Annotated in this window: 12 protein-coding genes; 8 read left to right on the top strand and 4 right to left on the bottom strand. The window is 73.1% G+C overall.

Annotation, left to right across the window (positions count from 1 at the left end):
• Positions 1 to 2: 2 nt before the first annotated feature.
• Positions 3 to 668, top strand: coding sequence for an enoyl-CoA hydratase/isomerase family protein (locus ACTWPP_RS17500; RefSeq protein ID WP_443105322.1), 666 nt, complete (start codon positions 3 to 5; stop codon positions 666 to 668).
• Between the two features lie 75 nt (positions 669 to 743).
• Positions 744 to 1,790 carry an LLM class F420-dependent oxidoreductase gene (locus tag ACTWPP_RS17495; protein WP_443105321.1) on the top strand — a complete coding sequence of 349 codons (1,047 nt, stop codon included), beginning with the start codon at positions 744 to 746 and terminating at the stop codon, positions 1,788 to 1,790.
• A 75-nt stretch (positions 1,791 to 1,865) separates the two neighbouring features.
• Here ACTWPP_RS17495 and ACTWPP_RS17490 read toward each other — a convergent pair whose 3' ends face one another.
• Positions 1,866 to 3,344, bottom strand: coding sequence for a flavin monoamine oxidase family protein (locus ACTWPP_RS17490; RefSeq protein WP_443105320.1), 1,479 nt, complete (start codon positions 3,342 to 3,344; stop codon positions 1,866 to 1,868).
• 195 nt (positions 3,345 to 3,539) lie between these two features.
• On the opposite strand from ACTWPP_RS17490, the gene ACTWPP_RS17485 reads away from it, so the two are divergent.
• The 6 genes from ACTWPP_RS17485 to ACTWPP_RS17460 all read left to right on the top strand — a co-directional run bounded on the left by ACTWPP_RS17485 (position 3,540) and on the right by ACTWPP_RS17460 (position 8,304).
• Entirely contained in the window at positions 3,540 to 4,616 is a 1,077-nt protein-coding gene (locus ACTWPP_RS17485; RefSeq protein WP_443105319.1) for a M24 family metallopeptidase, read from the top strand.
• A gap of 31 nt (positions 4,617 to 4,647) precedes the next feature.
• The gene (gene efp, locus ACTWPP_RS17480) at positions 4,648 to 5,205 is read left to right on the top strand and encodes an elongation factor P (RefSeq protein ID WP_443105318.1); all 558 of its coding nucleotides are present in this window, start codon (positions 4,648 to 4,650) and stop codon (positions 5,203 to 5,205) included.
• A gap of 4 nt (positions 5,206 to 5,209) precedes the next feature.
• Positions 5,210 to 5,626, top strand: a complete 417-nt coding sequence (nusB, locus tag ACTWPP_RS17475; RefSeq protein WP_443105317.1) for a transcription antitermination factor NusB — start codon at positions 5,210 to 5,212, stop codon at positions 5,624 to 5,626.
• A gap of 72 nt (positions 5,627 to 5,698) precedes the next feature.
• A complete protein-coding gene (locus tag ACTWPP_RS17470; protein WP_443105316.1) occupies positions 5,699 to 6,484 on the top strand; it encodes a methyltransferase domain-containing protein in 786 nt (261 codons plus the stop codon).
• 2 nt (positions 6,485 to 6,486) lie between these two features.
• Entirely contained in the window at positions 6,487 to 7,752 is a 1,266-nt protein-coding gene (locus ACTWPP_RS17465; RefSeq protein ID WP_443105315.1) for a DNA polymerase IV, read from the top strand.
• 147 nt (positions 7,753 to 7,899) lie between these two features.
• The gene (locus ACTWPP_RS17460) at positions 7,900 to 8,304 is read left to right on the top strand and encodes a DUF3040 domain-containing protein (protein WP_443105578.1); all 405 of its coding nucleotides are present in this window, start codon (positions 7,900 to 7,902) and stop codon (positions 8,302 to 8,304) included.
• Positions 8,305 to 8,460: 156 nt separating this feature from the next.
• On the opposite strand, the gene ACTWPP_RS17455 is transcribed toward ACTWPP_RS17460, so the two are convergent.
• Genes ACTWPP_RS17455 through ACTWPP_RS17445 form a run of 3 tightly spaced genes read right to left on the bottom strand, consistent with a single transcriptional unit; the run spans position 8,461 to position 13,229 of the window.
• The gene (locus ACTWPP_RS17455; RefSeq protein ID WP_443105314.1) at positions 8,461 to 10,956 is read right to left on the bottom strand and encodes a transglutaminase TgpA family protein; all 2,496 of its coding nucleotides are present in this window, start codon (positions 10,954 to 10,956) and stop codon (positions 8,461 to 8,463) included.
• Positions 10,953 to 12,242, bottom strand: coding sequence for a DUF58 domain-containing protein (locus ACTWPP_RS17450; RefSeq protein ID WP_443105313.1), 1,290 nt, complete (start codon positions 12,240 to 12,242; stop codon positions 10,953 to 10,955). Before ACTWPP_RS17450 ends, ACTWPP_RS17455 begins: the two co-directional genes overlap by 4 nt.
• A gap of 3 nt (positions 12,243 to 12,245) precedes the next feature.
• Positions 12,246 to 13,229, bottom strand: coding sequence for an AAA family ATPase (locus ACTWPP_RS17445; RefSeq protein WP_443105577.1), 984 nt, complete (start codon positions 13,227 to 13,229; stop codon positions 12,246 to 12,248).
• Positions 13,230 to 13,701: the final 472 nt, after the last annotated feature.

The following is a 13,701-nucleotide window of genomic DNA, read 5'->3' as shown; positions in this document are numbered from 1 at the left end:
TCGTGATCGACCTCCAGCGCGACGGGGACGTGCACGTCCTGCGGTTCGACGCGGGCGAGAACCGCTTCAGCCCCGGCTTCCTCGACGCGGCCGAGGGCGCGCTCGACACCCTGGAGAAGAACGACGGGCCGGGCGCCCTCGTCACCGCCGGGACCGGCAAGTTCTACTCCAACGGCCTCGACCTCGACTGGCTCGGCGCCAACCAGGACAGGTTCGAGGACTACCTGCGCCGGGTGCACGGCCTCTACGCGCGCGTCCTGTCGCTGCCGATGCCCACGGTCGCCGCGCTGAACGGTCACGCGTTCGCGGGCGGCGGCATGCTCGCCCTCGCCCACGACTTCGCCGTCATGCGGACGGACCGCGGCTACTTCTGCCTGCCGGAGGTCGATCTCGGCATGACCTTCACGCCCGGGATGAGCGCGCTGATCCAGGCGCGGCTGCCGAAGCGCACCGCGCACGAGGCGATGATCACCGGCCGCCGGTACACGGCCGAGCAGGCGGAGGCGGCCGGGATCGTCCAGCGCACCGCCGCCGAGGACGAGGTCCTGCCCGCGGCCGTCGAATGGGCCGCGTCGCTGGCCGGCAAGAACGGCGGGACCGTGGGGAAGATCCGCGCCGACCTGTACCGGCCGGCGCTGGACGCCCTGAACGGCCCGGTCTTCGCGTGACCCTCGCCGCGGCCGGGCCGCCGGAGTAGGTTACGTTCGACTGGAATCCGATTCGGTTACAGGGAAGGGATGCCGATGCGCATCGGGATGGCGCTCAGCTACTCCGGCGGTTTCAAGGAGACCGTCGAGGAGCTGGCCGACTACGAGAAGGCCGGCCTCGACATCGTCTACGTCGCGGAGGCGTACAGCTTCGACGCGGTGAGCCAGATGGGCTACATCGCCGCCAGGACCGAACGGGTGGAGATCGCCTCCGGCATCCTCAACATCTACTCGCGGACGCCGTCCGCCATCGCGCAGACCGCCGCCGGCCTGGACTACGTCTCGGACGGACGGTTCACGCTCGGCATCGGCGCGTCCGGCCCGCAGGTCATCGAGGGCTTCCACGGCGTCCCCTACACCGCGCCGCTCGGCCGCACCCGCGAGATCATCGAGATCTGCCGCAAGACATGGCGGCGTGAGCGGGTCCAGTACGACGGCAGGCACTACAAGCTGCCGCTGCCCGAGGGGCAGGGCACCGGCCTCGGCAAGGCACTGAAGATCATCAACCATCCGGTGCGGGCGGACATCCCGGTCATGGTCGCCGCGATCGGCCCGAAGAACGTCGAGCTGACCGCCGAGATCGCCAACGGCTGGGAGCCGATCTTCTACATGCCGGAGAAGGCCGGGGACGTGTGGGGGGCGTCCCTGGCCGCCGGGAAGGCCAAGCGCGACCCGGCCCTCGGCGAGCTGGACGTCGTCGGGCAGTCCCCGCTCGCCATCGGCGACGACGTGCAGGGCTACCTGGAGTTCGGGCGCCCGATGGCCGCGCTCTACATCGGCGGCATGGGAGCCAAGGGCAAGAACTTCTACAACGACCTCGCCCGCCGGTACGGCTTCGAGAAGGAGGCCGAGGAGATCCAGGACCTGTACCTGGACGGCAAGAAGGACGAGGCCGCCGCGAAGGTCCCGCACGAGCTGCTGGAGAAGATGTCGCTCATCGGCTCCGAGGGCCACGTCCGCGAGCGGCTCGCCGCGATGAAGGAGTCCGGCGTCACCACGCTGAACGTCTCCCCGATCGCGGGCGACCACAAGGGCCGCCTCGCCCTCATCGAGAAGGTCAAGCAGATGACCGCCGAGCTGTGACCCGGCTCGTCGACCTGCGGCGTGCCGCCCCCGGACCACGGTCATGAGGGCGGCACGCCGCACGCCGACGGAGGATCAGAGGGCGGCGTTGACCTCCTTGGCGACGCGTTCGCCGGAGCGGACGGCGCCGTCCATGTAGCCCGTCCAGTAGTCGGACGTCTCGGTGCCCGCCCAGTGGATCGGCCCGCACGGCGCCCGCAGCGCCGGGCCGAAGGCCGTGAGCGCACCGGGCGGCGCGACGCCGGCCGGGCCGCCGCCGCTCCACATCTCGTTGTCCCAGCGCTGGATCGCCGTGATCTCCGGTGCGCCGGCCTTGTCGCCGAACAGCTTCTTGAACGAGTCGAGCCCGGCGGCCCTGATCTCGTCCGCCGGCGCGCCGTCGAGCTTCCTGATGTTGGCCTGGTTCATGAAGCCCATCAGGATGCCGCGCGACCCGTCGGGCGGGCTGTTGTCGAACGTCGCGTCGATGGCGCCGCTGTCGGCGACGGCCTGCCCGGTCAGGCCGTCCGCCCGCCAGAACGGGGCGTCGTAGACGCCGACGAACTTGGCGATCGAGCCCATCGGGTAGCGCTGCATCAGCTGCGCCCGGCTCGCGGGCAGCGCCGGCGAGTAGTCGATCTTGTCGGCGATCGCCGGGGACATCGCGACCACGACCCGCTCGGCCGACACCGAGATCCCGTCCGCGTTGACGGTGACGCCGCCCGAGCCGGTGACGATGGACCGCACCGGCGCGTTGTAGCGGACGATGTCGCCCAGGCTCGCCGCCAGGCGGATGGGCACCTGCTCGGAGCCGCCGACGAAGCGGGACTCCTGCGCGCCGTCCTTGGTGTTGATCAGCCGGTCGATCGTCCCCGGGGTGCTCTCGTTGCCCGCGGCGGCCGCGTAGTGCAGCAGGTAGAGCAGCGACACCTCCTGGGAGCGCATCGACAGCGTCGAGGAGACGAACGCGTCCATCAGGAACCGCGCGCCGCTGCTGATCGAGTTGGCCCGTGACCAGGTGTGGAACGTCTGGGCGTCCCACTCGTCGGCCTTCGCCGCCTTCCACGGCTCGCCGACCGGGACGTCCTTGATCATGCCGCCGAGCTTCAGCAGCGCGATCTCCAGGTCGATGACGCCCCAGTCCGGGGGGACCGCGCCGAGGATGCCGTCGGTCTCGTACAGGGACCGCCTGCCGTTGCGGTAGTAGACGTTCTTGCCGGTGTTGTAGGTCTTGAAGGTCTCCACGCCCATGTCGCGGGTGAGCGCGGCGATGCGGTCCTGGGTGGGGCCGATGAACTCGGCGCCGCCCTCGCTGGTGGTGCCGTCGCCGAGCGGCAGGCCGTAGACGCGCCCGCCGGGCCGGTCCCGGGCCTCCAGGACGATCACCGACCGCCCGGCCGCGACGAGGTCGCGGGCGGCGGTCAGGCCGGACAGGCCCGCGCCGACGATCACCACGTCGGCGGTGAGGGGTGCGGTGCGGGCGGCGGCGGGCGGCGCCGCGGCCGCGGAGACGACGGCTCCGGCGGCGGTGAGCGCGCCTGTGCCGAGCAGTCTGCGGCGGCTGACTCGGGTCACGGGAATGCCTCCTGGGGGAAGTCCAAGAGCGGGGGACGGAAGATCACACGGTCGGTCACGCTATGCCCGTCCCGAGGAAAAAGTCGAGGGTTCTTCATGTTTTGTGATCGCGATGTTCTGTGATCGCTCCGGCGGCCCGCGGCCGGGCCCGCCCGCCCGGACCCGCCCGCCCGGACGTGCCCTAGAGTCCTGACCATGGGGGAGACGCACATCGCGCGGCGCCGCCGGCTGGCCGCGCTCGTCGCCGGGCGGGACGCGGGCGCCCTCCTGGTGACCCGCCTCGTCAACGTCCGCTACCTGACCGGCCTCGACAGCTCCAGGGCCGCGCTGCTCGTCCCGGCCGACGGCCCGGCCGTGCTCGCCACCGACGGCCGCTACGCCGGCATGGCCGCGCAGGTCTGCCCCGAGCTCCCCGTCATCGTCGACCGGCAGGTGGCGGCCGCGCTGGTGACGCGGGCCGCCGCGGACGGCCACGGCCGGCTCGGCTTCGAGGCCCACGACCTCACCGTCGAGCAGCACACCGGACTCCGCGACCAGGCCGACATCGAGCTGACCGCCCCCGGTCACCTGGTCGAGGACCTGCGCCGGGTCAAGGACGAGGAGGAGATCGCGCTGCTGCGCGAGGCGTGCGCCATCACCGGCGGCGCGTTCGACGCCGTCCTCCCCGGGATCCGCCCCGGGGTCACCGAACGGGCCGTCGCCATCGCGCTCGAACGGGCGATGGTGGATCTCGGCGCCGACGCCCCCGCGTTCGAGTCGATCATCGCGTCCGGGCCGAACGGCGCCGTCCCGCACCACCATCCGGGCGGCCGCGAACTCCAGCGCGGCGACCTCGTGACCATGGACTTCGGCGCCCGGTACGGCGGCTACCACGCCGACATGACCCGCACCGTCGCGATCGGCGAGCCCGCCGGATGGCAGCGCGACCTGTACGACCTCGTCCACCGCGCGCAGCTCGCCGCGATCGGCGCCGCCGCCCCCGGCGCCGACACCAAGGCCGTCGACGCCGCCGCCCGCGACATCATCAAGGCCGCGGGGCACGGCGACGCGTTCACCCACGGGCTCGGGCACGGCGTCGGCCTGGAGATCCACGAGGCCCCGCTCATGGGGTACGACAAGACCGGTAGGCTGATGGACCGAGTTCCGATCACGGCGGAGCCGGGAATCTACCTCGCGGGCCGGGGCGGGGTCCGCATCGAGGACACCTTCGTGGTCCGCGCGGACGGCCCGGAGCTCCTCACCACGACGACCAAGGACCTGCTCGTGCTCTGACGCGCGGGCCCGCGACCGGGAGAACAACGCAGTGGCGACGACGAACGACCTGAAGAACGGCATGACGCTGAACCTCGACGGCCAGCTGTGGACCGTCCTGGAATTCCAGCACGTCAAGCCCGGCAAGGGCGGCGCGTTCGTCCGTACCAAGATCAAGAACGTGCTGTCCGGGAAGGTCGTCGACAAGACCTTCAACGCCGGCACCAAGGTCGAGGTGGCCAGCGTCGACAAGCGGGAGATGCAGTACCTCTACCGCGAGGGCGAGGACTTCGTCTTCATGGACACCGAGACCTACGACCAGCCCCACATCCCCGAGACCGTCGTCGGCACCGCGGCGAACTACCTGCTCCCCGAGCAGAACGCCGTGATCGCCTTCAACAACGAGAACCCGCTGTACATCGAACTGCCCGCCGCGGTCGTGCTGCAGATCACCGAGACCGAGCCGGGGCTGCAGGGCGACCGTTCCACCGGCGGCAGCAAGCCCGCCACCCTGGAGACCGGCGCGCAGATCCAGGTGCCGCTGTTCATCACCACCGGCGAGAAGGTCAAGGTCGACACCCGCTCCGGCGATTACCTCGGCCGCGGCTGAGGCGATGAGCGCACGCACGAAGGCACGCAAACTCGCGCTGGACATCCTGTTCGCGGCGGAACTGCGGGAGGAGGAGCCGACCGCGGTCCTCGCGGCCCGGGGCCGGCCCAACCAGGACGAGCTGGCCGAGTACCCGCACGCCGTCCGGCTGATCGAGGGCGTCCAGGAGCACCGGGAACGCATCGACGATCTCATCGCGACCTACGCGACCGGGTGGACCCTGGAGCGGATGCCGGTCGTCGACCGCAGCGTTCTGCGGATGGGGGCCTTCGAACTGCTGTGGGTCGACGACGTCCCCGACGGCGTCGCGGTGGCCGAGGCGGTCGGGCTGGTCACCGAACTGTCCACCGACGAGTCCCCGCGCTTCGTCAACGGCCTCCTCTCCCGCCTCCAGCAGCTGAAACCCTCGCTCTCCCTGTAACGGCCGGTCCTTCCGAACGGCGTCGTCGTCCGGCACCCGGCGCGGGGCCGCGGGCGGCTAGGCTTACCGGGGATGAGTGACGTTAGGGGAGCGGCCGTGACCGGTCGGCAGCAGAAGCGGGTGCGAGGCGGAAGCCGCGTGCGCAGCGCCGTCCTGTGGGACGCCCTGCGCACCGTCCTCGACCGCATCGCGCCGGAGACCGGGGGAAGCGAGGTCGTCGACGTCGGCGGCGGCACCGGCGGGTTCGCGGTGCCGCTCGCGGGCCTCGGGCACCGGGTCACCGTGATCGACGCCAACCCCGACGCGCTGGCGGCATTGGAACGCCGCGCCGCCGAGTCCGGCGTGACCGTCCGCGCGGTGCAGGGCGACGCCGTCGACCTGCCCGACCTGCTCGGCCTGGACGCCGCCGACCTGGTGCTGTGCCACAGCGTCCTGGAGTACGTGGACGACCCCGGCGCGGCGATGGCGGCGCTGACCGGCACCGTCCGTCCCGGCGGCTCGGTCAGCCTGCTGGTCGCCGGGCAGATCGCCGCCGCGCTGCACCGGGCGGTGTCCGGCCACTTCGACGACGCCCGCCAGGTCCTGACCGACCCGTCCGGGCGGTGGGGCGAGGGCGACCGCATGCCCCGCCGGTTCACCCGGGAGACGCTGTCGTCGCTGGTGCGCGGCGCGAACCTGCGGGTCGCCGAGCTGCACGGCGTCCGGATCTTCGCCGATCTGGTGCCGAGCGGCATGGTGGACGGCGACGCCGACTCGGCCGACGCGCTGATCGCGCTGGAGTCGGTCGCGGCCGTCCATCCCGTCCTGCGGGACCTCGCCACCCAGCTGCACCTGGTGGCCGACAAGCCGGCCGGGTAGCCGTGAGCCGCAAGCAGCAGCTGCACCGGCCGGGGCCGCAGCCCGGCCCGCCCGCCGACGACACCGGATGCGCGATCCTGCACGTGGACATGGACGCGTTCTTCGTCAGCGTCGAGCTGCTGGAACGCCCGGAGCTGCGCGGACGGCCCGTCATCGTGGGCGCCGCTGGGCCGCGCGGGGTGGTGTCGGCGGCGTCCTACGAGGCCCGCCGGTTCGGTGTGCACTCGGCGATGCCGATGACCCGGGCGCGGCGGCTGTGCCCGCAGGCGGTGATCCTGCCGGTGAGCCACGGCAAGTACTCCCGCGTGTCCGCCGCGGTGTTCGAGCTCTTCCGCTCCGTCACGCCGCTGGTGGAGGGCCTGTCGCTGGACGAGGCGTTCCTCGACGTGGCGGGCGCCGGGCGGCGGCTCGGCCGGCCCGCCGAGATCGCGGCGATGATCCGCGAGCAGGTTCGCGACCAGCAGGGCATCACCTGCTCGGTCGGCGTCGCGAGCACCAAGTTCATCGCCAAGCTGGCCTCGACCCTGTGCAAGCCCGACGGGCTGCTCGTGGTGCCCGCGGACGGCGTCGTGGACTTCCTGCACCCGCTGCCCGTCGCGTCCCTGTGGGGCGTCGGGGAGCGGACGGAGGAGGCCCTGACCCGCCTCGGCCTGCGGACCGTGGGGCAGCTCGCCCAGGTGCCGCCGGCGACGCTGCGGCGCGAGCTGGGCAACGCGACGGGCACCCACCTGCACGAGCTGGCCTGGGGCCGCGACCCCCGCGAGGTCGTCCCGCACACGCCCGACAAGAGCATCGGCGCCGAGGAGACCTTCGACACCGACATCGACGACCCGGACGTCATCCGCCGCGAGCTGCTGCGGCTGGCGGAGAAGGTCGGCGCCAGGCTGCGCGAGAGCGGGAACTCCGGCCGGACGGTGAGCGTCAAACTACGGATGGCGAGCTTCAAGACGATCACGCGGGCGCGGACGCTGGACGAGCCGACCGATCTGGCTCGTGTGATCTATGTCACAGCCTGCGAGCTCTATGAGGGGGCGGCTCTGGATCGGGTACGTCTCCGTCTGGTCGGGGTCAGGGTGGAGAACCTTGGTCCCGCCGGCGAGGCCCCCCGTCAGCTCGCCTTCGACGAGCCGGAACGCGGCTGGCGTGAGGCCGAGCGAGCCATGGACCAGGTCGCGCACCGGTTCGGCCGCGGTGCGGTCCGCCCCGCCGCGCTGGTCCGGCCTGCGGCCGATGGTGACGGACGTGACGGCAGGGACGGAAGACAATGAAAGATGGCTGTGAGGTGACCGGCGCCGGGCCCTCGACGGGCCGTTCGCTTTCGTACGCTCGACAGTGCTCGTATTCTGGGCATATCACCGTTGACGTTCGCGTCCTGCATCGGATACCCCGCCGCGGGGCTGTCGTTGGGAGGTGCCGTGCCGCTCTCTGAGCACGAGCAGCGCATGCTCGAACAGATCGAATCGGCGTTGTACGCCGAGGATCCGAAGTTCGCTCACGCGGTTCGCTCGACCAACCCCCAGGTCCACTACAAACGCCGGATCGTCAAGGCCGCCTTCGGCTTTGTCGTGGGCGTCTGTGCCCTGATGGCCGGTCTTGTGATCAACGCGGGCACCGTGACCATCGCGGTCAGCGTGACCGGCTTCCTCCTCATGGTGGTGTGCTGCGTCTGGGCGTTGACGAGCTGGAAGCGGATGACCGGTATCGGAAGCGAGTCCGCGTCGGACGGCGGCGGCCGGGAGGCCAAGTCCGCCAAACCCGAGAAGGCGGGCTTCATGGAACGCATGGAGGAGCGCTGGCGCCGCCGCACCGAGGGCGACTAGCTTCTCCGGATCGTCCCGGTCCGACGCGGTAGTGGCCGCGCGGGCCGGGACGAACGTGTGCCCGGGCCCCGGAGGCGCGTGCCCGGGAGCCGGAGGCGCACGCCCGGGAGCCGGCGGCGCATGCCCGGGACCCGGCGGCTCGGTCGGCGCGCTGGGCTACTTGCGGCGCAGGCGGGCGGGCAGGTCGTTCAGTCGGGCGGCCACGTCCAGCACACGGTCACCGGCCGACCGGAGCGTGTCCCGCGTCTGCGTCATCGTGGACGGCGGCAGCAGGCGGGCGCGCCACCGGGTCCGGCGCCCCACGGACGCGGCGAACGCGTCCCGGACGGTGCGGACGTCCGCGCGCAGCCGCTCCGGGGGCTCGGGGGAGCGGGACAGGGAGTAGCGGGCCAGTTCCTCGGCGCGGGCGATGCGGGTGAGGGCCCGCGTGCCCGCCGCGTCCAGTTCCAGCAGCTCCCCGAGGCGGCGCGCGGTGGCGCGCGGAGAGTCACTGGTACGCCATTCGAGCCCGTGGTCGAGCGCGTCGGCGCGCATCTCCCGCCACGCGGTGTGGGCGGCCCCCGCGGGATCGGGCTCCCACGTCCGCGAGGCCGCGCCGGACGGCGCCCCGGAGGAGCGGCCGGGAGACGGGCCGGCCTCCGGCGGGGGCGGCGCCGTCAGCGCCGCCCAGCGGCGGCGCCGGGTGACCACCCGCAGCGTCATCGGGACCGCCATCAGCAGCAGGACCAGCAGTCCTCCCGCCAGCCAGGGCGTGGCGGAGAACCCGTCGTCCTCGGCCTCCTGAGCGGCGGCGGCGCCCTCGGGGCCCGTGTCGCTGCGGTGGCTGGGGGCGGCGCTGGGCGCGGTGGCGCCGTCGTCGGCGGGCGACGACGACGACGGCGCCGGCGCGTTCCGCCCGTCCGGGCCGCCGCCGGTGCTGACCGCCGGGAGGCTGTAGCCGGGGGCGTCGGCGGTGCCCTGCCCGGCCGTGCCCGACGGGGTCGGCTCGAACCGCACCCAGCCGGTGCCCTGGAAGTACAGCTCCGGCCAGGCGTGCGCGTCGCGCGACCGGACGACCCATTCGCCGGGCCTGGTCTCGGTGCCCGGCGTGTAGCCCATCGCGACGCGCGACGGGATGCCGAGGATCCGCGCCATCAGCGCCATCGACGCGGCGAACTGCTCGCAGTAGCCGCGCTTGCCGTGCAGGAGGAAGTCGACGAGGTCGCTGCCGTGCTGCGGCGCCGGCGCGGACAGGTCATAGGTGAACCCGCCGGTCTGGGTGAACCAGCGCTGCAGCCGCACGGCCTGCCTGAGCGCGGTCGCCGACCCGGCGGTGACGTCCTGCGCGAGCTGCCTGACCTGCTGCGGGATGTTCTTCGGCACCGCCGTGTACCGCGAGACGATCTCCGCCGGGTAGTTGCCGGCGGCGGCGAGCTGCGCCGACGTCGGCTCCGCGCGCAGGCTCTCGACCGTGTAGGAGCGCCCGCTCGCGGAGTCGCGCAGCGAGTAGACCATCAGCGACGGGACGTGCACCCGCCAGTCGCCCTTGATCGACACGCTGGACGGTGCGTACGGCACCGGCAGGAACGTCATGTTCCTGACCTCGGGCCGTACCTCCACCTCGGTCCGCACCTCCCGGACGGAGGCGACGGTCAGTCCCGGCGGCGGCGGGAGGTCGTCCCCGGTCAGCCGGTCCTTGGAACTGCTCTGCAGGGGGCTGTAGGTCCACCTGTCGCCGTCGAACCGGTCGAGGGCGTACAGGCGCAGGTAGTCGGGCCCCTGCGGGTCGTTCGTCCGGTACGTGAGGACGACCGAGTCGTCCAGCCGGGTCAGCTCCCGCTTCAGGCTGACCAGCGGGTCGGGCGTGGTCACCGTCTGGGTGCCGTTGCCCCCGCCGGTGCCCAGGCCGAGGAAGCCGCGGGGTTGCAGCCCCGGCACGGCCGCCGGGACGAGCACCGCGACGGCGACCGCGCCGACCGCGATCCGGCGTCCGCTCGCCGCCAGCGCGGCCGCGTCGAGCCGGGCGGCCGACTCATCCGGGCGGGGCTCGGTCCCCGCCAGCGGGACGTCCCGCTGGCGGCGGCGCGTCGTCACCGTCCGTCCCCAGCCGCCGACCCGCTCGCGGGCGTCGGCCATCAGCAGTGCGAGGAAGCCCGCCGCCCCGACGCCGAACGCCAGCCAGTTGACGCCGTCCTCGCGGACCGCGGCGGGCACGCTGTACATGGCCAGCAGCGGCAGCCCGGCGGGGGCGGCCCGGCGCAGCCGCACGGCGAGCAGGTCGACCAGGACGGCGACCAGCCCGATCCCGGCGGCGGCCATCATCGAGATCCCGGGCAGCAGCGGGACGGGCGCCGCGTACCGGTTGGCGGCCTGCCAGCCGGCCTCGTTGAGGTCGGCGAGGTGGCGCAGCGACTCCGGCGACGGGATGAACACCAGCCACGCCCGGTCGGCGGCGTAGACGAGGTTGAGGTAGAGCAGCAGCGCGAGCAGCCCGGCCAGGAGGTTGAACACGGCGGGCAGCCGCAGCCGCCGGGCCAGCAGCCCGCCGCCGGCGACGGCGAGCACCGCCCCGAGCCCGGCCTGGAACCAGCCGGCCTCCTCGAACAGCGGATAGAGGCCGATCGAGCCGGCGAGCGTCGCCAGCCCCGCCATGACCGTCACCCGGATTCTCATGAGCCGTCCCTGACGAAGTCCTCGCCGGCCTGGCCGGCCTGTGCCCATGCCCCGGCCAGCTCCGCGGCCGACCGGATGATCACCACCCGCCAGCCGCCCGCGCGCAGCAGCCCGGCCGCCTGCGCGGACACCGGCTCCGCGCCGCCGTCCTGCGGGGACGGGCTCCCCGCGGTACCGTGCGCCTCGACCAGCACCGCGACGCAGGTCCCGGCGCCGCGCCGCGCCGCCGCGACCGAGCGCGCCTCCTCGCCGGACAGGGCGCCGAACACCGCGATGATCAGCCCGTCGCCGTCGCGCGACTTGCCCGCCCGGCCCCGCAGTACCGCCAGCCCCGGGGAAAGCGAACCGCCTTTGGACCTGCGGGCGATCGCCAGGGCGTCCAGCAGCAGTCCCTCGAAGCCCCCGTCCGCCGACGCGGCCGGCAGCGCCTCGCCGGCGTCGGTGACATAGCGCAGGTTCATCCCCGTCCGGACGAGGTGCACCCCGATCGACGCGGTCACCGACACGGCCTGCTCGAACGATCCGGCCATGCCGTCGCCCCAGTGGGAGGTGCGGCGGGTGTCGAGGAACAGCGTCCCGCTGCTCTGGAAGTGCTGCTCCTCACGCCGCACCATCAGCTCCCCGTGCCGGGCGGTGGACCGCCAGTGCACGCGGCGCAGGTCGTCGCCGTGCCGGTACTCGCGCGGGGTCACGTCGTCCTCGCCCGCCGCGGAGACCGCGCTGGCGATGCTGTCGCCGCCGCCCTTCCACGCGCCGGCCAGCCGCTCGTGCGGCAGCGGGACGATCGCGGGCGTCACCGTGAGCCTGTCGGACAGGCTGAACGAGCGGACGAGCTCCACCATCCCGAACGGGTCGGCCAGCCGCACGGTCAGCGGACCCACCCGGTAGCGCCCGCGCACGTCGGAGCGGATCCGGTAGCCGAGTTCACGCTTTCCGTGCGGCTCGATCCGGTCCAGGACGAACCGGGCCCGCCCGCCGAGCGCGTACGGCACCCGGTCCTCCACCATCAGCAGCCCGCTCGGCAGCCGCGACACGTTCTCCAGCCGCAGGTCGACGCGGGCCTCGCGGCCGACAGGCAGCCGCGGCGGGTCCAGGCGCCGCGCGCAGGCCAGCCGGTAGCGGGTCCGCGACACCGCCAGGGTGCACAGAAGCGGCAGCACCAGCACGAGCACGCCCGCGCGCAGCAGGTCGCGTTCGCCGAGGACGAACGCGCAGAGGATCGCGGTCGCGCCGGCGGCCACGAAGGACCGGCCGCGCGTGGTGAGGCCGGCAAGCGCTCGTCTCAACGGTCACTTCCGGGGGGAGGGGACCGGCAGGCGCTTCACCAGGTCGGCGACGACCTGCTCGGGGCGGCGGCGTTCCACCTGCGCCTCCGAGGTGGGCAGCAGCCGGTGCGCGAGGACGGGGACGGCGAGGTCCTGGACGTCGTCGGGGACGACGTAGTCGCGGTCGTCGAGCGCCGCGTACGCCCGCGCGGCCCGCACCAGCTGCAGGGTCGCCCGCGGTGAGGCGCCGAGCCGCAGCTCGGGATGATTGCGGGTCGCGGTGACGAGGTCGATCGCGTACTGGCGCACCGCGGACGACACGTGCTGTTTGCGCACCACCTCGATGAGGTCGCGGACGTCGGCGGCGTGCGCGACGGGGGTCAGCCGGTCGAGGGGGGACGTCTCACCGTGGGTCTCCAGCATCTCCAGCTCCGCCGCGGGGTCGGGGTAGCCCATCGAGATGCGGGCGGTGAACCGGTCGCGCTGCGCCTCGGGCAGCGGGTAGGTGCCCTCCATCTCCACCGGATTCTGCGTGGAGATCACCATGAACGGGGGCTCCAGCCCGTAGGTGGTGCCGTCCACCGTGACCTGGCGTTCCTCCATGCACTCCAGCAGCGCGGACTGCGTCTTCGGGGAGGCGCGGTTGATCTCGTCGCCGACCACGATGTTGGCGAACACCGGGCCCGGCTTGAACTCGAACTCGCGCAGCTCCTGGTTGTAGGCGCTGACCCCGGTGATGTCGCTGGGCAGCAGATCGGGTGTGAACTGCACGCGCCGCACCGAGCAGTCCACCGAGCGCGCGAGCGCCTTGGCGAGCATCGTCTTGCCGACCCCCGGCACGTCCTCGATCAGCAGGTGCCCCTCCGCCAGCAGCACCGTCAGCGCGAGCCGCACCACCGAGGGCTTGCCCTCGATCACCGACTCCACCGCGTCCCGGATCTTGTTCGCGACCTGGGCGAGGCCCTCGAGCCCCGGGGCCGGGTGGGATGCCGGGGGGTCGGTCTCCATGAACGACTCGCCGTGCGTGCCTACTGCCACCAAACCCTCCTCAGCCGTCCGGTCGCGCGGTTGGCTCGAAGGCCCCTGACGGGCCCGCCCCGTGCGGGGGCCGGTCCTACCGCAGCCGGTGCGGCGCCCAATGCGCCCGCCCAAACGACAGTACGTCGTCGGAACGCCCTCCGCGATGTTCATGATGAACGCGAGCCCATTGTGCTCCACGGGGATCGGGGTCCGCGTCCGGAGGAGCACACCACTTCACCCCACCCCGCCCCTCCAGACCCGCCGGCGATGCCCGCCGGGACGGGCCGCGCCGCCCCTCGCCGCCGCGGCGCGCGGACCGGGCCGCCGCGGGCCCCACCCGGCGCCACCCACTCTGACCTGCGAGTTCTTTCATGAACCCGGTTCGGCGCCGGTGTTTTCATTGTTGACGGTGGGGAAGAGTGGAGTAGAGTGGGGCGCCGTGGGGAGCAGTAGCGCCTCA

Source organism: Actinomadura sp. 3N407, from assembly GCF_052245875.1.
Classification (GTDB): Bacteria; Actinomycetota; Actinomycetes; order Streptosporangiales; family Streptosporangiaceae; genus Spirillospora.
This window is presented reverse-complemented; position numbering and strand designations above follow the sequence as displayed.